Source organism: Salibacterium halotolerans, from assembly GCF_900115625.1.
GTDB classification, from domain to species: Bacteria; Bacillota; Bacilli; order Bacillales; family Marinococcaceae; genus Salibacterium; species Salibacterium halotolerans.
The window spans coordinates 1-18,734 of sequence record NZ_FOXD01000007.1; the positions used below are offsets into that span (position 1 = coordinate 1).

Here is an 18,734-nt window from a genome sequence, read left to right on the forward strand (position 1 = left end):
ATTAGCTCCGGTTTCCCGGGGTTATCCCGGACTTTCAGGCAGGTTGCCCACGTGTTACTCACCCGTCCGCCGCTCGTTCCACAGGTTTCACCCCGAAGGGATCTGCCTGCTTCCCGCGCTCGACTTGCATGTATTAGGCACGCCGCCAGCGTTCGTCCTGAGCCAGGATCAAACTCTCCAATAAAAAGTTTGATGCTGCACTGTGTTTCTTATCTGTAATGACCGAAAAACGATCATTTTGAATTGACAGACGCTTGACTTTCATTCAATTTTCAAAGGGCAGATATCAGCGCCGCTTAATTAGCGACTTTTCTAATTTATCATTTCCTCAACAATCAGTCAATAACTTTTTTCAAGGAAATTTTGTTGCTGTCTGCTGTTTCCTCAACAGCGACAATAAATACTTTATCACCGTATCTATAATGAGTCAACATTTTAGTTAATTTTTTTAAAAAGAATTCCACCCTTCCTTACACATCCCTTCTATGCCGGGATTATTGATTTATAAAAAATACAGCCGGCTGTATTTTCAACGTGAGTAATTTGAAAATGATGGCCGCTGATGAAAGCCATTTTATATGATATACTCTCCTCACAGGAGGTATTGTATGGCTTCAAAAGGTATGAACAAAATCAACCGAATCAGGACATTTGCTCTCTCCCTTGTGTTTATAGGGATTCTGGTTATGTATATTGGAATCTTTTTTGATTCCTCCCCTGCCATTATGACAATAAGCATGATCATTGGTTTTATTTTTGTCATATCAAGCAGCGGGGTTTATTTCTGGATCGGCATGATATCTACCAACACCGTGAAAGTGGAATGTCCAAGCTGCAAAAAGGTAACCAAGGTTTTGGGAAGAGTTGATGCGTGCATGTACTGTGATGAACCATTAACCCTTGATCCGGAACTCGAAGGTAAAGAATTTGATCCATCATACAACCGTGGATCTTCCCGGCATAAATCCTGAGTCCGGAGAAAAAAAGGCTCTTTACGAGGGTGTCCTCCTAAAGAGCCTTTTTTTCTTTTTAATGGGAAACCATTTTGCAGTCCTGGCACGTACCGTATATCTCCATCCGGTGGTCGTGAACCTGGAAACCGGTGACTTGTTCAGCCAGTGTCTCCACTTCATCCAGCCCCGGATAGTGGAAATCAACAATCTTTCCGCAGTCGGAACAGATAATGTGGTAGTGTTCCGTTGTTACACAGTCGAACCGGCTCGATGAGTCTCCATACGTCAGTTCTTTCACTATGCCGACGTTTTTAAAAACACGGAGATTATTATATACCGTGGCAACGCTCATGTTGGGGAATTTGCTTTCAAGAGCTTTATAAATGTCATCGGCTGTTGGATGATTCATTGTTTCATACAAATATTCCAAAATGGCATGACGCTGCGGGGTCATGCGAACCTTCGTATTTTTCAGCGTGCTTACCGCTTCCTGAAGATGTCCGTTCGCCATCGCCATGCACCTCGCTTTCTCCACTCACCAATTATTACATGATAATTCTTATAAATAATTCTATAGGAAATGAGGAAACTCTGTCAATGAAGGTATCTTTCAGGTGTTATTCATTGGATTTCCGAAAAAGGCTGCGTTCTCTGCAGACAGCACAAAATAAGTAAACCGGCGAGGCGCTTCTGATTGTCTGCCCTTTTTAGCCTCAAGGGTAGTGCAGGCTTCTTCCAAATCCGATTTCAAATTCTCCAGATTTCCTTCGTCCACCCCGAAAAGAAAGGTGGTGCTTCCTTTTTTAATGAAACCTCCGCTGCTTGAAAGCTCCGTCATCCGGTACCCTTTATTGTTCATTTCCTTTTCAATCTGCGACGTATAATAATCGTTCACGATGCATATCATCAGTTTCATTTCCAACCCCCTCCGACCATTGCTTTTGGTACTTTATTATATCACGTCCTCATTTTCTGCAACACTTAAGAACAGGCAGGAATGCAGGTTCCCTTCAGGAACTTTTAAGGTGGTCTTTGATATATTGCAGCGTTTCCTCCACGTGATTTTTTACTTTTACATTATCCCATTCTTCAACAATTGTTCCATTTTTATCAATGATAAAGGTGGAACGAACAATTCCCATATATTCTTTGCCGAAGTTCTTTTTAAGCTGCCAAACTCCGAAGGCATCGGCTAATTCTTTATTTTCATCAGCCAAAAGCGGAAACGGGAGTTCATTTTTCTCAATAAATTTCTGATGTGATTCGAGCGGATCGGGACTGACACCGAGAATACGGGTGTTTTCTTTCTCAAAATCGGCTGACCAGTCCCTGAAATCACAGGCCTGCGTCGTACATCCCGGGGTCATGTCTTTCGGGTAAAAATAAAGAACGACATTTTTTCCGGCGTAATCAGACAGACTGATGTTTTCCCCGGTACTTGCGGGCAGGGAAAAGTCAGGTGCTTTTTTTCCTCTCATATCTGCCACGTTTATCATCCTTTCCTGTGTATTCAGAGGTTTGTTATTGGTTCTTCTCTCTTCATGATACAATAAGTGATGGAAGTTTTCACTTTAGGAGGAACCATAATGAACAGAGAACAATCCCAGCACTTGTATAATGAGGCATGTGAACATATTGTCGGCGGAGTGAACAGCCCTTCCCGCTCCTTTAAAGGCGTCGGGGGCGGCGCTCCGGTTTTTATGGAAAAAGGAAACGGCGCTTATCTGTATGATGTGGACGGTAACACCTATACCGATTACGTTGGTGCCTACGGTCCGATTATAACAGGACATGCCCACCCCCACATCACAGAAACTGTGACGCGCGCCGCAGAAAACGGCGTACTGTATGGGACCCCGACCGTACTCGAAAACAGATTCGCTCGTATGCTGAAAGATGCCATTCCTTCCCTCGAAAAGGTTCGATTCGTCAATTCAGGGACAGAAGCGGTCATGACAACCATACGTGTGGCCCGCGCCTATACCGGCCGTACAAAAATAGTCAAATTCTCCGGGTCCTATCACGGGCACTCCGATCTGGTGCTTGTCGCAGCGGGATCCGGACCAGCCACGCTTGGATCGCCGGACTCCGCAGGCGTGACAGAAAGTACCGCCGAAGAAGTGATCACTGTTCCCTTTAATAATACGCAGGCGCTGCACGATGTAATGGAAAAATGGGGGAACGATATTGCCGCTGTTCTGGTGGAGCCGATCGTCGGTAATTTCGGGATTGTCGAACCCGCAGACGGATTTTTGGAACAAGTGAACGAAGCTGCCCATCACGCAGGGGCCCTCGTTATTTACGATGAAGTCATCACCGCTTTTCGTTTTACATACGGCGGAGCCCAGGACATTTACGGAGTGAAGCCGGATATGACTGCGATGGGTAAAATTATCGGCGGCGGCCTGCCGATCGGCGCATACGGGGGACGGGTTGATATTATGGAAAATGTCGCACCCCTCGGCCCCGCCTATCAGGCCGGTACGATGTCGGGAAATCCGGTATCCATCAGTGCCGGCATCGCCTGCCTTGAAGTGCTCGGCCGGGACGGCGTGTATGAGCACCTGGACCACCTCGGTAAACGCCTGGAAGACGGACTGCTCGACATTATCAAAGACCACTCCATACCGGCGGTCATCAACCGGCGCTGCGGGGCACTGACCCTCTACTTTACAGACCATAAAGTCACAGATTACGACGGCGCCGACGAAAGTGACGGAGAATTGTTTAAAGCGTTCTTCCATCTGATGCTGGATCAGGGAGTCAGTCTGGCCCCGTCCAAATATGAAGCATGGTTTCTGACTACCGCTCATACCGAAGCCGATATTGATCAAACCATCGAAGCTGCCAGGTACGCCTTCGAGCAGATCGAAAAAAACAGGCCGTAAGTGATTACAACTCCCGGTGAGTGGGAATACAGAATGGAAGACAAAGGAGGGGCAAGTCATGCCAAACGACGAAACAAAACAGTGGCTGCAGGAACCGGTGCGTTTAATGCGGAAAAAACTTCTGCCGAAAGTGCCCGGTCCCGTCAAAAACCAGATTGAAGGAGAAATCGAAAGGCTGGAAGACATATTTCTCGATTACCGTTCGCCTCGTTTTGCGATCGTCGGCCGGCGTGGTGCCGGTAAATCCACATTCATTAATGCTGTTTTTCAGGAGCCCGCTGCTGAAACCGGTGCTGTCAAAGCACAGACCGGGCGCGGCGTGTGGCATTCTTTCCAAAAGGATAATGCTTCCTCTGGAGCCATGGATATCCTCGACACCCGCGGTCTCGGTGAAGGTTCCAGGCCTGAAGAAGACGCTGATACAGCGGACTCTCTTGAAGAAGCAAAGCGTTCCCTGCACGAAAAAAGCCCGGATGTGTTTTTGTTTCTTGTGAAAGCCAAAGAAGTGGATGCGCGCATTCAGGAAGATATCGAGCAGCTGCAGGAACTGCGGTCGTATGTGGAAGACGTGCACCAGTATGTCCCTCCGGTTATCGGAATTGTTACGCAGGTGGACGAACTCGATCCTGTGTACGACACAGAACCCCCTTATGAAAAAGAAAAAAGGAACAACATCGATCATGCAGCGTCTCATCTTGAAGATAAGCTGAAAGACCAGATCGAAGGTGTCATTCAAGTATTTCCGGTATGCGCGTATCTTGCTTTTAAAGACGGAAAAGTCGTGTACGACCGGCGCTGGAATATGGAAGAAACCCTTCATTATCTCCTGAACCATCTTCCCGGCAGCACCTGGCTGCAGTGGGCCAAAATCACCCAGGCTGCCGAAATCCAGCGCAGCATCGCGCGCTCCATCGGCAAAAGCGCCTCATTGATCAACGGTGGTTTCGGCGCACAGCCGATCCCCATTGCGGATATGCCTGTCATTACGGGGGTACAGATTTCGATGATTACAAGTATCGCCTACATTTCAGGCCGTGACCTGAACCGCAGAAGTATTCTTGAATTCATCGGTGCCCTCGGCATTAATGTTGGTGCAGCTTACGCCTTCCGCCAGGCAGCGCGGTCGTTGAGTAAAGCCGTCTTCCCCGGCGCCGGTCACGTTATTTCCGGAACGATCGCCTCTGCTGCGACATGGTCGCTGTGCAAAGCAGCCATCGCTTACTTCATTGACCGTCAGTCTGCCGAGGAAGCGAAGAAAGTTTTTGAAAAAACACGGCAGGAGGAAGCACCGCCGCAGCATTAAATGCGCGTCACTTTGTGGAAAGAAAGGACTTGGACCATCACATGCGATTAGGGGCACGAATATTTAAAACCGGGCTTGCCATCATTGCTGCCATTTATGCCGCTTCCTGGATCGGGCTGGATCCGGCGTTCTTCGCAGCCATATCGGCAACGTTTGCTATTCAGCCTTCCATTTACAAATCATATCAAACTATTCTCGAGCAGGTGCAGGCAAACGTCCTCGGGGCCGCCATAGCCATTGTCTTCACCATTGCTTTCGGGCATGAACCTTTCGTGATCGGGGCGGCCGTGATGCTCGCCATCAGTATTATTTTGAAACTGAAACTGGAGAGCTCCGCGATCTCCCTTGCACTGGTTACGATCATTATTATTATGGGCCGCCCCGGCGACAGTTTTCTCACGTTTGCGCTGGAACGGTTTTCGCTCGTGATGCTCGGGGTGCTGGCAGCCTTTCTCGTGAACATTCTGTTTTTTCCGCCGAAGTATGAAACCAAGCTTTACTATAAAATGACGGACCTGACCGATGAAGTCATCCGCTGGACACGCCTTATACTTCGTCATGAAACAAATCAGCAGAGCCTGAAACAGGACATACCAAGAATCAATGAATCCATTGTGGAAGTGAGTAATCTTTATCTTCTTTTCAAAGAAGAACGAAGTTATTTAAGGAACCATAAGCTCGTAAAGGCGCGCAAAGTTGTTCTGTTCAAACAGATGATAACGGGCCTGCAGCATATCTTCACCATTCTTAAATCAATCAACCGGTACGAAAATGAGCTGTATCACCTGCCTGAAGATATGCAGAAACAGATCAAATCCCAGCTGGATCAGCTGATGGACTATCACGACCGGATTCTTCTTCGTTATGTGGGAAAAGTACACTCCCAGCTTCCTGGAGATATGGAAGAAGAAGTAATGACGGGAAAAACGCAGCTCGCCGAACAATTTATGAAGGTGTATGATGAAGAGAAACGGCTGAAAGAAGAGTGGTTTCATGTTCTTCCGGTGGTTGCCCATATCATGGAATACCAGGACCACCTCGAACATCTGGACCGGCTCGTGGAAAGTTTCTTCAGCTACCATCAGGATGACAACACGGTTTATATTGAGCAGGATTAAAAAAGACGGAGCGGGGTGACTTTCCCTGCTCCGTCTTTTTTATACATGCTGCACATCATACAGTTTTCTGTAGGAGCCGTTTTGTTTCATAAGCTCTTCGTGCGGGCCGTCTTCGGCTACTCTGCCGTTCTCCATCACGATGATGCGGTCGGCGTGGGTGATGGTGGAAAGCCGGTGGGCCACGATAAAGGTGGTCCGGTCTTTGGCGAGTGTCTCCATCGCTTCCTGAATTAAATGCTCACTTTCCAGGTCGAGGGCAGAAGTGGCTTCATCGAATACCAACATGGGTGGATTTTTCACAAAAACCCGCGCAATCGCAATGCGCTGTTTCTGACCTCCGGACAGTTTGACTCCCCTTTCGCCTACCTGAGTATCATAGCCCTCCGCGAGATTCTGAATAAACGTGTCAGCATTGGCCGCCCTGGCAGCTGCCGTTACTTCTTCATCCGTGGCATCCGGATTTCCCATACGGATGTTCATCTTCACCGACCCGCTGAATAATATATTGTCCTGGAGTACCATACCGATCTTATCCCGCAGCGTTTGAACTTGATAGTCCCGGATGTCCATGCCGTCCAGCTTGATTCTTCCTGCCGTAACATCGTAAAAGCGTGGAATTAAACTGACAAGCGTGCTTTTTCCGCCCCCGCTCATCCCAACCAGTGCGATAGTTTCGCCCGCTTTTACATTCATGTTCACAGAGTGAAGAATTTCCCCGCTTTCATCTTCATACTGAAAGGATACGTTCTCCAATTCGAGGTCTCCTTTTGCATGGGAGAGCGGTACAGCGTCCTCCTTGTCTTCGATATCGTATTTCTCGTCTACAAATTCAAACACACGGTCCATCGAAGCAATGGACTGAATGAGGGTGGTGGACGAATTAATCAACCGCCGCAGCGGCGCATACATCCGCTCCATATAGGCAACAAATGCTGTCATTTCTCCGACGGAGAGGCCTGAAGTAATAACGAAATAACCAGCTGCCATAATAACCAGCAGCGGTGCAATATCGGTGATCGTATTCACGACAGCAAACGTTTTGGCATTCCACTTCGTATGGTCGACCGCCCTCTCGAGAAATGTACTGTTGCGCTGATCGAACTGCTCCTGTTCATAATCCTCCAGCGCAAAACTCCGGATGACATTCATGCCCTGGACCCGTTCATGAAGATGACCCTGCACATCGGCAAGCGCAGCCGACCGGCGTGCCGTCAAGTCACGGAGTCTCGTGTAGAAATAATTAATGGATATAATATAAAGCGGGAACAGCGACACAGAAACAAGAGTGAGCCAACCATTCATCGTCAGCATAATAACAAGAACGATAAGGATCGTAGCCAGGTCAAGCCAGATATTCATCATCCCGGTTATCACAAAGTTCTTTGTCTGCTCCACATCGTTAATGACACGGGATATGACCTCACCTGCCTTCCGGTTGGAATAAAAACGCAGGCTTAATTTCTGAATATGGATGAACAGCTGATCCCTGATGTCATACAGAACTTTATTCCCTGTCCACTGCGCAAAATACTGGCGGTAGTACTCAACCGGCGGCCGTATAACTAAAAAAAGAACAAGAGCCCCACCTGTGATCCAGAACAGCGTGGAAAGCTTTTCTTCAGCGGCCATCCCGTCGGCCAGTATAATTTCATCAATTACGTGCGCCAGAATAAGAGGGGTGAGAAGCGGAATTCCAAACTTCAGCACCCCGATAATAACGGTTATGACAATGATTTTGTTATAAGGTTTGACAAACTGTAAATATCTTCGGATACTGCCCATGATTCACCTCATTCTACCGAAAAAAGAGAAACCGTTCGTACCATTTTTCCACAAAACCCGGTTCAAACGGTCCTTTACGCTGGTAAATCCAGCTCTGCAACTCTTCCAGTCCTTCTGAAATTTTTTGTTCCAGCTCCGGAGGGTACCCCATCTTTTTTTTATGCAGCTCGTATTCGTCTTCATCGAGAATATGATAGGTCATATCCGGGAATACCTTTATATCCAGCTCATAATCAATATACTTCAACGCTTCTTCATCCCACACAAACGGGGTGCCGACGTTGCAGTAAAAATGGATGCCGTCGGAGCGGACCATTCCAATCGTATTAAACCATTTATCTCTATGAAAATAACAGATGGCAGGCTCTCTTGTCCGCCACACCCGGCCGTTTGCTTCATGGACACGGATACGGTCGTTCCCGCCGATAATCTCTTTGGATGTTCCTTGAAGAACAAAGGTTTCTTCCCAGATCCGGTGAAGAGTACCGTCATGTTTATAACTTTGAATTTCTATTACGCTGCCTGTTTCCGGGAAATCCATGCCTTTCTCCTTCCTGCTGCAAAACGTAAGTATTCCTGCCAACTTATTATACATCCAGCCGGTGATGAAGAAAACCGAAGAAGCTTTTTCTCCGGCTTTTGCCTTAAATGATTTGACGTTTATGCGCGGTGCAGTAAGGGAAACCATTCACTAAAGATAACAGCAGAAGGAGGACCTTGTCATGTCAAGAAAAACACCAGATCATGAGTATGAAGAACGCCACATTGAGAAAAAGGAAGATAAATCAAACGTAGCTGCAACTTTCATTAAATACTTCGCTTACGTCCTTATCTTTTTCGGATTTTTATGGTTTCTCGTTCAATATGTATTCCCTATGTTTCCGCAATAATCAGAAATCAGCGAAACCACGGGCACACCAAGAAAAGACCTCTCTGGATCTTCCCAGAGAGGTCTTTTTTGATTCATTACTGCTGTTGATTCTGGTTTTTCTTCTGTTCGGACTGCTGGTTCTGTCTACGCACTTCCTGCGCATCCGTCTCGCTTGCAAATTCCGTCTGCTGACTTTGACTTTGATTTTGAGCAGAAGCCGCGTTTTGACGGCGCACCTTCTTCGCGTCGGTTTGAGAAGCATTGTTTTGCTGCTGGTTGTTCATAGCCATTCTTCATCACCCCCACACGAAATAATCTGCCCGCTCGTCCGGCAGATTATCCATACAGAGGCTGGTAATATCAGGTTAGAAGCGAAATACCGCCGTCGATAACAATCGTCTGTCCCCGGATCATGGAAGCCTCGTCCGACAAGAGAAACATCACGCCGTCGGCAAGATCTGTTGTTTTCACCATTCTTCCGGCCGGTGTCCGTTCTTCGGCTTCCCGGAGCAGCTCGTCCCTGTTTGGAAAATGCGTGAGAGCATCGGTGTCGACCGCGCCGCCGGACACTGCATTAACAACAATACCTTTTTCGGCGAGTTCCACTGCCAAATACCTCGTCAGCGCCTCCACTGCAGCCTTGGAAACGCCCACCGCCGTGTAATTTTTTAAATAACGCTGCGCCCCGAGAGAGCTGAGGCTGACGATTTTTCCTCCGTCATTCTTCTCCATTAATGCCGCCGCTTCCTGGGCGCAGAAAAGCAATGCCTTGCTGTTTATGTTCATCGTCCAGTCCCAGTGGCTCTCCTCCAGTTCCATCGCCGGACGCAGTACGCCGGATGCCGCATTGTTCACAAATACATCAAGACGGCCGAAATGCTCGTCAATGGCAGCGAATAGTTCCTTCACCTTCTCCGGCTTTCCGACATTTGCTTTTACCGTTAGTGTTTTCACACCGTATGTTTGAATTTCTTCAGCAGTTTCCTGAGCCGCACTTTTGCTGCGCGCGTAATTAATCACAATATTGTATCCCTTTGCAGCGAGCTTCAGAGCGATTTCTCTTCCGATGCCGCGGGTACTTCCTGTAACGAGAGCTGTTTTTTGTTCCATCGTCTCCTCCTTTCGCCAGTGCTACATCATTATAACGCATATATTGCCGCCATCCCACCAAAAATAAACGTAAAGGTTTCAATCCTAAGGAGGAAGACTGTTGGAAAAAGAGACGTACTATGTCAACCTGAACCCCATCAGCATGGATGATGTGAGCCGCATGAAAATTCCGGACAGCAATTTGATCCAGTATGAAATCAGAGCGGATGCCAAAGAACTGGAGCAGCTGGACCATCTGCTTAATGAAACCCAGGCTCATGACCTTGAATCACGCAACCTCTTCACGTTCCGCCATTTTGACGAATCCATTGAAGAAACCGACCGTCACGAATTTCAACGGGGCATGGACCATGTGCTGGAAAAGATTTATGAACTCGGGACGCCGGAAACGAAACAAAAAATAGAGGAGGCCCATATTCTCAATGACGACCCGAAACGGAATATGAGAAAACCTCCTCATTAAGTGCTGTATCACATGTTCATGTTGGACTGGCCTCCGTCAACATTAAGGCTGGCGCCAGTCACCCAGGACGCGCGTTGTGAGGCCATGAAGACGGTCACATCGGCAATTTCTTCGACCGTTCCAAATCGTCCGGCCGGGATCTCGTCCTTTACAAACTGATTGATTTTTTCCGGATTCTCCTCCAGGCGCTTCTGCCAGTTTCCGCTTGGATGAAGGATCGCGCCGGGAGCGACGGAATTCACCCGGATGCCAAAAGAGGCTGCTTCGTCCGCCAGTGCTTTCGTGAAACTGATCATCGCGGCCTTGGCATTATTATAAGTCGCCTTTCCGCCTGATTCCCGGCCGAAAATCGATGAAATGTTGATGATGCTGCCGCTTCCCTTTTCTTTCATGTCAGGGAGAACCGCTTTACTGAACTGCACCGCGGACAAATAATTCAGCTGCATTGCCTCTTCAAAGGAAGAAAGCGGTGTCTCTTCAACGCTTGAGCCGCTGCTTCCGCCTACATTATTAATGAGAATGTCGATGGAACCAAGTGTTTCCACCGCTTCTTTATGTGCTCGGTCCCGCTCGGCTTCAGATATTAGATCCGCCTGTATGACATGTACATTTCCAAGCTCTGTCCGGGCCTCCCGGAGCCCTTCTTCGGATCTTGCCGCGATCGCAACTTCCGCACCCTCGGCGAGAAACCCCGCGGCAATTCCTTTTCCGATTCCTTTCGATCCGCCTGTAACGAGTACTTTTTTTCCTTTCAGCCCTAAATCCATGAGGACGCCTCCTTCTCTTTTTGTTCTTCGAGTATTTTCTGATGCGACACAGGAAAAGCATATTCCGCAGTCTCTTCCCAACTCACCCAGCGGCTGGCAGTGTCATCCGCTGTACTATCTGTTGTCCACGCTTCAAACACCGTGATGTACCATATTAAATGAGAGAAAACATGCTCCACTTTTTGAACCGGTTCTTTCACCTGGACGTTCACGCCGTATTCTTCGGCAAGATAATGTTCCAGTGTTTCGATCCGTTCTCTACCTTCCGGGACTTCGATGTTAGGAAACTCCCAGAGTCTCGCGAGGAGTCCGGATTCTCCGCGCTGGTGAATGAGGATCTGTCCGTACTCATTCTTTACGACAGCCGCAGCCATATCTTTTGCTTTCGGGGCTTTCTTCTTTGGCTTTACCGGCAGGTCTTCCGCTGTCCCGGCTTTCCGCGCTTCACAGAATTCCTGCACCGGACAGAGCAGGCATCCGGGTGATTTCGGCGTACAGACAAGCGCTCCGAGTTCCATCACTGCCTGATTGAACCGGGACGGCTCCGTGTCTTCAAGAAACGGTGCCACAAGAGACTCAAATCGTTTTCTCGTTTTGGCTTTCCCAATATCATCGGAAATATTAAAGATCCGCGAGAACACCCTCATGACATTGCCGTCTACAGCTGGTTCCGGTTTTTCATAGGCAATGCTGAGCACCGCCCCTGCGGTGTATGGTCCTACACCTTTAAGCGATGAAAAGGAAGTGCGTTCTTCCGGCACTTTCCCACCGTACTCCTCCACCACTTCTTTCACGGCTGTCTGCAGGTTGCGCACTCTGGAGTAATAACCGAGGCCCTCCCAGGCTTTCATTACCTGTTCCTCGTCCGCGTACGCAAGATCCTCCGGGGTCGGAAATTGAGTCATAAAATGGTGAAAATAAGGAATCACCGTGTCCACTTTCGTCTGCTGCAGCATAATTTCGGAGACCCACACTTTGTAAGGATCCTGGTCCTGCCGCCAGGGAAGGTCCCGTTTATTGTGCTCGTACCACGAAAGAAGCGAATTTTGGAATTCGTGGATCGTTTGTTCATCGGTGTTTGGCTGCATGTTACGTTCCTCCAGACTTTTCTTCCAGTTCGTCGTTTTTGGATTCAAATCCCCAGCAGTGGAGATGGTCCAGGCCGCCTTCCAGACATTCATCCAATTTATTGAAAACAGGATGATTCTTTGAACGCCGGGCTTCTTTTACGGTATGATAGACAGACAGGCTTTCGAGTTCGAACATTTCTACATACAAACGGTCCTGGTCTACGGCTTCAAACCACTGGAAAGAAGAGGCCCCGAATGCGGCGAGCGCTTCGACTATTTCCTTCATGACCTGCCTGTACCGCTGCTCTTTGCCGGCGGTGATTTTGTACTCTATAAAGATATGTACTTTTTTCTGCATACGGTTTTATTCCCCTTTTGATGCGTTCTATAATCGGGTATAACGAATACAGCCGGGAAGATGCGGAGTAATCGGTTTACCCAGCGTGATTGAAGGAGGACACCGCGAATGGATACAGCTACACATGTTGTCATGGGGGTCGGCATCGGTGCGTTGGCAGCACTTGATCCGGTTGTTTCCGAAACTCCGTCTTCCATGCAGACCGTTATGGCAGCTGTCATCATCGGTTCCCAAGCCCCGGATTTTGATACGGTTCTGAAATTAAAAAACAATGCCGTCTACATACGATATCACAGAGGACCGACCCATTCGATTCCGGCTGTTCTGCTCTGGCCGCTGGCTGTGGCGGGCACGGTGTTCGCTTTTTCGCCGGAAGTGTCCTTTCTCCACCTTTGGATGTGGACGTTTCTGGCGGTGTTTCTGCACGTCTTTGTAGACATTTTTAATGCGTACGGCACCCAGGCCCTTTCCCCTTTCGATAAGAGGTGGGTCGCACTTGGTGTTATCAATATTTTTGATCCGCTCATCTTTTTTGCCCACATTTTCGCATTTATATTATGGCGGTACGGGGCTCCTCCTGGAATAACGATGATTCTGCTGTATACCGGCCTGATTTTTTATTACACCTGGCGGATTATTGCCAGAAATAAAGTACTGCAGCTGGCACAGCAGTTTCATCCCGGGGCGACCCATTTTTTTATTTCCCCGACATTTAACTGGTATAAATGGCATTTGGTCATCCGTACCACCGACAGGCTGCACGTGACAGAGGTCCGAAACGCCAGACTCCGCTACCTGGAGAGTTATCCGTTTGAGCCGATCCCCGATGACACCGTCATCAATAAGGCCCGCGAGGACAGGAACCTGGCCGCCTTTCTCTCCTTTTCGCCGACGTACCGCTGGATCGTTCATGAACACGAAAACGGCTGGGAAGTGACATTTATTGACCTGCGCTACCGCAGTAAAGGCTGGTATCCTTTTGTCGCCGTCGTCCGGCTGAATCAGGATCTATCGATTCACTCATCCTATACGGGGTGGATTTACAGCGATGACACCCTGGAGAAAAAGTTAAAACAGGGAGACAAACGATAAGTTTTTCTCCTTTTTTATATCTATGAAAGGTTGCTGAATCTGCTGTTGGTCGGTTCGTACCGGTGCAGATGCGGGCCGTACTGCTCCAGCCACTTCTGCACGATTGTTTCTGTTACTTCCGGTCCTTTGTAGCTGCGTCCGGATTTGGCGCGGGTGGTTTCAAAATCTTCCCACAAATGCTCCACCCAGCTTCTTGCCTGTTCTGCGCCAAGCTCCGAATTCAGAATCATCAGCTGGTCGGTGAGCCTCTCAAAAACAGGTCCCATTTTTACCTTCCTTTCTACAGCGATGTCGGTTTCACTTCATCCAAAAGCGAAATCGGTACCGCTTCAAGCTTGTCCGAACGTTCTCTGAATCCCCAGGCGAACACACCATTATAATATTTCACAAAAAACGTATTCGCTTCCTGCTTCAGCGAATACCGCTGCCCCGACATGAAATCATCCGGATTCAACAGGTACGCCTCCGCCATGATACGCCGCTGTTCATGAACGGCGAATTCACTTGCGTTCCCAAGCTGCTGGGCTTTATTTGATTTCTCGTGCAGTTCACGAATCTCGTCCCATAATTCCTGCTCCGTCATCTGACTGTACTTCTTCTTCATCCTGCTGTCTCCTTTCTCTGAGGTCCTCCAGAAATTCCTGAATGAAGGAAAGCGGAAAACCTTTCCGGTACAGATGCTCCTTCACTTTCATTTCCAGCGTATAATCATCGTACTTGTCCTTCCATTTACGGAGTGCCTTCTCCCCCTGCTGGAACACCGCTTCCCGCTGCTCATCCTCCGGCTGCTCCAAATCCGCTCTGTTCCAGGCTTCCTGCGCTGTTTCCCTGAAAAAGCCTTTTCTCATCAACGCGTTCAAGAGCCTGATTTTCATGGCGGAGGCGGACTCATTTTTCTTCGGTTTTCCCTTTTTTTCAAGAAATGTATGAGCGGCTTCCAGCTGCATCTCCGGGGTGAACTGCTGGAGAGCGTGTTCGGCGGGATCCTCTGCCACCCCTTTTTGATAGAGCTGTTCCTTAACAACGACCGGGCCTTTATCGGATGTATTTATTTTAGTACGGACAAACGCCATCGCAAATTCTTCGTCCTGCAGAAAACGGTACTCTTTCAGCCGGCTGACGGCGCTCTCCACCATGTCCGGTTCGTACTCTTTCTGGAGGAGGTGTTGTCTTACCTGGTATTCAGTGCGCATGGAATGAGCCAGATAATGAAGCGCATCGTTCCAGCATTTGCGGTGTTGATCAGCTGCCTTGATAGCTTCGATGTCCTGCCCGGACAGCGTCATTCCTTTTTGAAGCTGCCACGCAACAAGCACCTGCTCATCCACACTGAACGCGTATTCCTCTGTGCCTCCGTCTTCCAAAAAGACGTTGAAACGGTCTGTTCTTTTCTGCTGTGTCGTCAGTTTGGCTATTTTCATAGACGTTTCCTCGCTCCCGTGCCGGCATGTAAAACGGCGTTGTGATTATTTCATCTTCGATCCGGGTATGAATGAAAAAGAAACGAATACCCAACCCGAATCAAATGAAAGGGGCCCTATCCTATGAATATTGCGATTGCCGGAGGAACCGGATTTATCGGATCAGCTTTAACCGGTTACCTGACCGGACTTGGGCATCATGTTTATATTTTAACAAGAAACAGCACCAGCAGACAGAATAAAGATCGGATTACCTTTGTCGAGTGGCTCCGCCCGGATGCCCGGCCGGAAAATCATCTGCCTGACCTGGATGCTGTCGTGAACCTGGCCGGCACATCGATTAATAAACGCTGGACGGCGGAAAATAAGAAGTCCATCCTGCAGAGCCGTCTGGATGCGGTAAAGGAAATCAACCGGTTCATCAGCATCATGGACCATAAGCCGGATGTAGTGGTGAATGCATCGGCAGTCGGCTGGTACGGAACATCAAGAACGGACGAGTTCACAGAAAAGAGCAGTCCGGCGGACAGGGATTTTCTGCAGTATGTCTGTGAACACTGGGAAAAGGAAGCCTCCCGTGCCACCGAAGAAGACATCCGCATCGTTTACGCGAGGTTCGGTCTGATTCTGGATGATTCCGAAGGGGCATTGCCTCTCATGATGCTTCCTTATAAATTTTTCGCAGGTGGTCCGATAGGCTCCGGAAACCAGTGGTATTCCTGGGTGCACCTTCAGGACGTTATTCAACTGCTGCATTTTGCGATCATTCATGAAAATGTGGAAGGCCCCCTCAATGTTACGGCACCGAATCCGGAGCGGATGAAAAAATTCGGAAAGAAACTGGCCGCCGCACTCAGCCGCCCGCACTGGGCCCCGGTTCCCGCGTTCTTCATCCGGAACCTGCTCGGCGAAATGAGCCTGTTGATTCTCGAAGGGCAGAAAGCGATACCGCAAAAAGCCCTCGCGCAAGGCTACACCTTCACCTACCCGACCCTGGACAAAGCGCTGAACAATATCACTTCCTAACCCTGCCCGCAAAAAATCCGAACGGAGCAAAACACTGTTCTACACAACCAGCTGTACACCGTTCGGATTAATTTTTCTCTTTTTTAACCTGACATTCCCGTTCTCTTTAAAATAGTTTGCCGTGCTTATAGAGCAGCGATGTGAGTCTGCGCAGGGCTATCGAGTAGCAGGTAAAGCGCATGGTGTGTTCTTTTTCATGAAAGTATTCTTCAAATACTTTCTCGAGCGTAGACTTCATCTGCGATCCCATTTCTTTTACAATCTCATCTTTGGAGTACATCTCCGTCACACGGCTCTGCTTCCATTCAAGATAGGACACGTGGACACCACCGGCATTCGCCAGAATATCCGGGATAATAACTTTGCCTTTCTCCTGCAGATGCAGATCCGCCTCAACCGATACCGGCGCGTTCGCCCCTTCTACGAGAATGTCGGCTTTGATATCTTTCATATTCTCTTTTGTCACCTGGTCTTCCACGGCCGCAAAAATCATAACATCTACATCCGAAATAAGTACGGCTTCAGGATTGGCAGCTTCAGCCGTGATATTATAGTCATCGAGCTGCTCTTTCGTATTCGGCAGCCGTTTAAATTTATTGTTATACTCCTGCAGCTTTTTAATGTTCAGTCCCTCTGGATTGGTCAAAGTGACAAACTGATCCGACACTGCCGTTACTCTGTGTTTGGCTTCCGCACAGTTATAGGCCTCAAGTGCCGCAACACTTCCTACGTTTCCAAAACCCTGCACCGCAACATCGACCGGATCGTTCCGGTCAAATTTCCCGTGGAGACGCTTAAGTGTTTCCCACTGGCTCGACCGTGCCTCATTATAGGGATCATCACTCCCACTTTTAGCTGGAAACCATTCATTCAATAAATAAAAATAACTGAGAAACGTTCCGACCCCGGTTGATTCGCGGCGGCCTCTGGCTCCGTTGTTTTCCACGCTTTTCCCTGTAAACGATCCACTGTAGGCCTGACCTGGGTGAATGGTTTTGTATTCGCCCACCATCCAGTCGATAATGCGTTCATTGGTGCCGAGATCCGGCGCGGGGATATCCTGGGTCGGTCCAAGATTGAGGGCGAAACGCTGCACGTATTTTTTACTGACAAGATTCAGTTCCCGTTCGGTGAAATCGCGCGGATTAATATCCACGCCTCCTTTCGCTCCGCCGAAGGGAAGGCCGTGGAGGGCATTTTTGAGCGTCATCAGTATCGCGAGGTTTTCCACTTCGCTTTCCTCAATATTATCGCTGAAACGGATGCCTCCTTTATAGAATCCGCTTATGTTGTTGTGCTGCACCCGGTACGCCGGAATCCGCGTAATACCTCCATCCTCGCGGGATACACGGATGTAGCTTTTAATAATTTTATCCGTCGTTTTAAGTATTTCACCGGCGGACTCAAGCGTTGTTTCACGTTCGGCGGGATCGTCCATCTCCAGAAAATCTTCTTTTCCCTTCAGGTCTTTAATCACCTCTTCAATCAGTACTCTCGTTTGAGAGCGGTCCATAAAACAGCCTCCTTTAATATGTAATCTACAGTCCTCATTACCTATCCGGGTACATTCCAAACCTTAAATCGACGCATTTTTTCGAAAAAAGATTTTTTCCGACACGGGGGCTGCCCATCATGCACTGTAAAAGGAAACACGAGAACCGTATCGTCCAAATCGGGTGCATAGCTTATTATACGCAAGCATTATGTAAGCGTGACTGTCTTTATTTCATTCAACGCTTAGTGACGCTTAGTAAGCACAATTATTCCAATTCAGCCGCATTTGAATTTTTTATCTGCACATCCTATGATAAAACAAGAAACAAGAGATAACAGACATTTCCTGCCGGTCCGGTTCCTTCCGGAGCGCTTTAACGGCAGGTTGAAAAGAAGATTCACACTCGGGAGGAATAAGTTATTAAAGTTCTTATTAATCAAAACGAAGGTGATCAGAAGATGGAAACGAAGCATAATGGCACAACCGTTACAATGGATTCGTTAACCTTTGAAAAACCCCGGGTCGAAGACGGAGCTGACATGTGGGAGCTCGTCAAGAATTCCACACTCGACCTGAATTCGTCCTACAAATACATCATGATGTGCGAGTTTTTCGCCGAAACATGTGTTGTCGCAAAAGAAAAAGGAGAACTTGCAGGGTTTGTTACAGCCTTTATCCCTCCTGAAAAGCAGGATACCGTGTTTGTATGGCAGGTGGGGGTTGACCCTTCCCAACGTGGAAAAGGACTGGCAACGCGTCTCATCAATGAGCTGGTGAACAGAGTTGCCGATAAAAATGTGAAATATCTGGAAGCTACTGTCACACCATCCAATGAAGCGTCTCAGGCCCTGTTCCATAAAACAGCCAGAACGTTTAACACCAGCTGTGAGGTTTCCGAATGTTTCGCAGAAGAGCTTTTCCCAGGGGATGAACACGAAGCGGAATTGACGTTTTGCATCGGCCCCATCCATCAATAACAAATTTTTGACCCGGCCATTAGAGGAGATCACGAAGGAG

Annotated in this window: 23 protein-coding genes and 1 rRNA gene; 9 read left to right on the forward strand and 15 right to left on the reverse strand. The window is 48.4% G+C overall.

Going from position 1 to position 18,734, the window contains the following annotated elements; all coding sequences use genetic code 11:
* Positions 1 to 184, reverse strand: a 16S ribosomal RNA gene (locus BM124_RS07280); the annotation flags it as partial.
* Positions 185 to 608: 424 nt separating this feature from the next.
* Here BM124_RS07280 and BM124_RS07285 point away from each other — a divergent pair.
* The gene (locus BM124_RS07285) at positions 609 to 971 is read left to right on the forward strand and encodes a YgzB family protein (protein WP_093336426.1); all 363 of its coding nucleotides are present in this window, start codon (positions 609 to 611) and stop codon (positions 969 to 971) included.
* Between the two features lie 58 nt (positions 972 to 1,029).
* On the opposite strand, the gene perR is transcribed toward BM124_RS07285, so the two are convergent.
* From perR to bcp, 3 genes are all read right to left on the reverse strand, one after another.
* A complete protein-coding gene (gene perR, locus BM124_RS07290) occupies positions 1,030 to 1,464 on the reverse strand; it encodes a peroxide-responsive transcriptional repressor PerR (protein WP_093336644.1) in 435 nt (144 codons plus the stop codon).
* Positions 1,465 to 1,563: 99 nt separating this feature from the next.
* Positions 1,564 to 1,869, reverse strand: coding sequence for a cyclic-di-AMP receptor (locus tag BM124_RS07295; RefSeq protein WP_093336428.1), 306 nt, complete (start codon positions 1,867 to 1,869; stop codon positions 1,564 to 1,566).
* Positions 1,870 to 1,963: 94 nt separating this feature from the next.
* Positions 1,964 to 2,431 (reverse strand): thioredoxin-dependent thiol peroxidase, encoded by a 468-nt coding sequence (gene bcp / locus BM124_RS07300; RefSeq protein ID WP_425288583.1) that lies wholly within the window; start codon positions 2,429 to 2,431, stop codon positions 1,964 to 1,966.
* Between the two features lie 108 nt (positions 2,432 to 2,539).
* On the opposite strand from bcp, the gene BM124_RS07305 reads away from it, so the two are divergent.
* The 3 genes from BM124_RS07305 to BM124_RS07315 are packed head-to-tail and all read left to right on the forward strand — an operon-like array spanning position 2,540 to position 6,262.
* The gene (locus BM124_RS07305; RefSeq protein WP_093336431.1) at positions 2,540 to 3,841 is read left to right on the forward strand and encodes a glutamate-1-semialdehyde 2,1-aminomutase; all 1,302 of its coding nucleotides are present in this window, start codon (positions 2,540 to 2,542) and stop codon (positions 3,839 to 3,841) included.
* A gap of 58 nt (positions 3,842 to 3,899) precedes the next feature.
* Entirely contained in the window at positions 3,900 to 5,144 is a 1,245-nt protein-coding gene (locus tag BM124_RS07310; protein WP_093336432.1) for a GTPase family protein, read from the forward strand.
* Between the two features lie 29 nt (positions 5,145 to 5,173).
* A complete protein-coding gene (locus BM124_RS07315; protein WP_342028607.1) occupies positions 5,174 to 6,262 on the forward strand; it encodes an FUSC family protein in 1,089 nt (362 codons plus the stop codon).
* Positions 6,263 to 6,301: 39 nt separating this feature from the next.
* Here the strand turns inward: BM124_RS07315 and BM124_RS07320 are convergent, their stop codons facing one another.
* Both BM124_RS07320 and ntdP read right to left on the reverse strand, forming a co-directional pair.
* Positions 6,302 to 8,044, reverse strand: coding sequence for an ABC transporter ATP-binding protein (locus tag BM124_RS07320; protein WP_093336434.1), 1,743 nt, complete (start codon positions 8,042 to 8,044; stop codon positions 6,302 to 6,304).
* Between the two features lie 13 nt (positions 8,045 to 8,057).
* Positions 8,058 to 8,585, reverse strand: a complete 528-nt coding sequence (gene ntdP / locus BM124_RS07325) for a nucleoside tri-diphosphate phosphatase (RefSeq protein ID WP_093336436.1) — start codon at positions 8,583 to 8,585, stop codon at positions 8,058 to 8,060.
* 181 nt (positions 8,586 to 8,766) lie between these two features.
* Between ntdP and BM124_RS18850 the strand changes: the two genes are divergently transcribed.
* Positions 8,767 to 8,934, forward strand: coding sequence for a hypothetical protein (locus BM124_RS18850; protein ID WP_170841023.1), 168 nt, complete (start codon positions 8,767 to 8,769; stop codon positions 8,932 to 8,934).
* Between the two features lie 76 nt (positions 8,935 to 9,010).
* On the opposite strand, the gene BM124_RS07330 is transcribed toward BM124_RS18850, so the two are convergent.
* Together BM124_RS07330 and fabL are read right to left on the reverse strand one after the other, a co-directional pair.
* Positions 9,011 to 9,205, reverse strand: a complete 195-nt coding sequence (locus BM124_RS07330; protein ID WP_342028609.1) for a gamma-type small acid-soluble spore protein — start codon at positions 9,203 to 9,205, stop codon at positions 9,011 to 9,013.
* Positions 9,206 to 9,275: 70 nt separating this feature from the next.
* The gene (gene fabL / locus BM124_RS07335; RefSeq protein WP_093336437.1) at positions 9,276 to 10,025 is read right to left on the reverse strand and encodes an enoyl-[acyl-carrier-protein] reductase FabL; all 750 of its coding nucleotides are present in this window, start codon (positions 10,023 to 10,025) and stop codon (positions 9,276 to 9,278) included.
* 100 nt (positions 10,026 to 10,125) lie between these two features.
* Between fabL and BM124_RS07340 the strand changes: the two genes are divergently transcribed.
* Positions 10,126 to 10,488: a hypothetical protein gene (locus tag BM124_RS07340; RefSeq protein WP_093336439.1), complete on the forward strand. Its 363-nt coding sequence runs from the start codon at positions 10,126 to 10,128 to the stop codon at positions 10,486 to 10,488.
* 8 nt (positions 10,489 to 10,496) lie between these two features.
* Here the strand turns inward: BM124_RS07340 and BM124_RS07345 are convergent, their stop codons facing one another.
* Genes BM124_RS07345 through BM124_RS07355 form a run of 3 tightly spaced genes read right to left on the reverse strand, consistent with a single transcriptional unit; the run spans position 10,497 to position 12,683 of the window.
* Positions 10,497 to 11,255: an SDR family NAD(P)-dependent oxidoreductase gene (locus BM124_RS07345; RefSeq protein ID WP_093336440.1), complete on the reverse strand. Its 759-nt coding sequence runs from the start codon at positions 11,253 to 11,255 to the stop codon at positions 10,497 to 10,499.
* Positions 11,246 to 12,343: an A/G-specific adenine glycosylase gene (gene mutY / locus BM124_RS07350; RefSeq protein ID WP_093336442.1), complete on the reverse strand. Its 1,098-nt coding sequence runs from the start codon at positions 12,341 to 12,343 to the stop codon at positions 11,246 to 11,248. Before mutY ends, BM124_RS07345 begins: the two co-directional genes overlap by 10 nt.
* Before the next feature lies 1 nt (position 12,344).
* A complete protein-coding gene (locus tag BM124_RS07355; protein ID WP_093336443.1) occupies positions 12,345 to 12,683 on the reverse strand; it encodes a hypothetical protein in 339 nt (112 codons plus the stop codon).
* Positions 12,684 to 12,791: 108 nt separating this feature from the next.
* On the opposite strand from BM124_RS07355, the gene BM124_RS07360 reads away from it, so the two are divergent.
* Complete coding sequence (locus BM124_RS07360) at positions 12,792 to 13,775, forward strand: metal-dependent hydrolase (protein ID WP_093336445.1); 984 nt, start codon at positions 12,792 to 12,794, stop codon at positions 13,773 to 13,775.
* A 20-nt stretch (positions 13,776 to 13,795) separates the two neighbouring features.
* Here the strand turns inward: BM124_RS07360 and BM124_RS07365 are convergent, their stop codons facing one another.
* From BM124_RS07365 to recX, 3 genes are read right to left on the reverse strand one after another with little or no spacing between them, the layout of a single operon-like run.
* Positions 13,796 to 14,041, reverse strand: a complete 246-nt coding sequence (locus tag BM124_RS07365; RefSeq protein WP_093336446.1) for a YfhJ family protein — start codon at positions 14,039 to 14,041, stop codon at positions 13,796 to 13,798.
* Between the two features lie 14 nt (positions 14,042 to 14,055).
* A complete protein-coding gene (locus tag BM124_RS07370) occupies positions 14,056 to 14,379 on the reverse strand; it encodes a YfhH family protein (RefSeq protein ID WP_093336448.1) in 324 nt (107 codons plus the stop codon).
* The gene (recX, locus tag BM124_RS07375) at positions 14,324 to 15,196 is read right to left on the reverse strand and encodes a recombination regulator RecX (protein ID WP_093336449.1); all 873 of its coding nucleotides are present in this window, start codon (positions 15,194 to 15,196) and stop codon (positions 14,324 to 14,326) included. The genes BM124_RS07370 and recX overlap by 56 nt, the downstream gene beginning before the upstream one ends.
* 123 nt (positions 15,197 to 15,319) lie before the next feature.
* On the opposite strand from recX, the gene BM124_RS07380 reads away from it, so the two are divergent.
* Entirely contained in the window at positions 15,320 to 16,222 is a 903-nt protein-coding gene (locus tag BM124_RS07380) for a TIGR01777 family oxidoreductase (RefSeq protein ID WP_093336451.1), read from the forward strand.
* A 106-nt stretch (positions 16,223 to 16,328) separates the two neighbouring features.
* Here the strand turns inward: BM124_RS07380 and BM124_RS07385 are convergent, their stop codons facing one another.
* Positions 16,329 to 17,735 carry a Glu/Leu/Phe/Val family dehydrogenase gene (locus tag BM124_RS07385; RefSeq protein ID WP_093336452.1) on the reverse strand — a complete coding sequence of 469 codons (1,407 nt, stop codon included), beginning with the start codon at positions 17,733 to 17,735 and terminating at the stop codon, positions 16,329 to 16,331.
* A gap of 440 nt (positions 17,736 to 18,175) precedes the next feature.
* On the opposite strand from BM124_RS07385, the gene ectA reads away from it, so the two are divergent.
* The gene (gene ectA, locus BM124_RS07390) at positions 18,176 to 18,694 is read left to right on the forward strand and encodes a diaminobutyrate acetyltransferase (protein WP_093336454.1); all 519 of its coding nucleotides are present in this window, start codon (positions 18,176 to 18,178) and stop codon (positions 18,692 to 18,694) included.
* Positions 18,695 to 18,734: the final 40 nt, after the last annotated feature.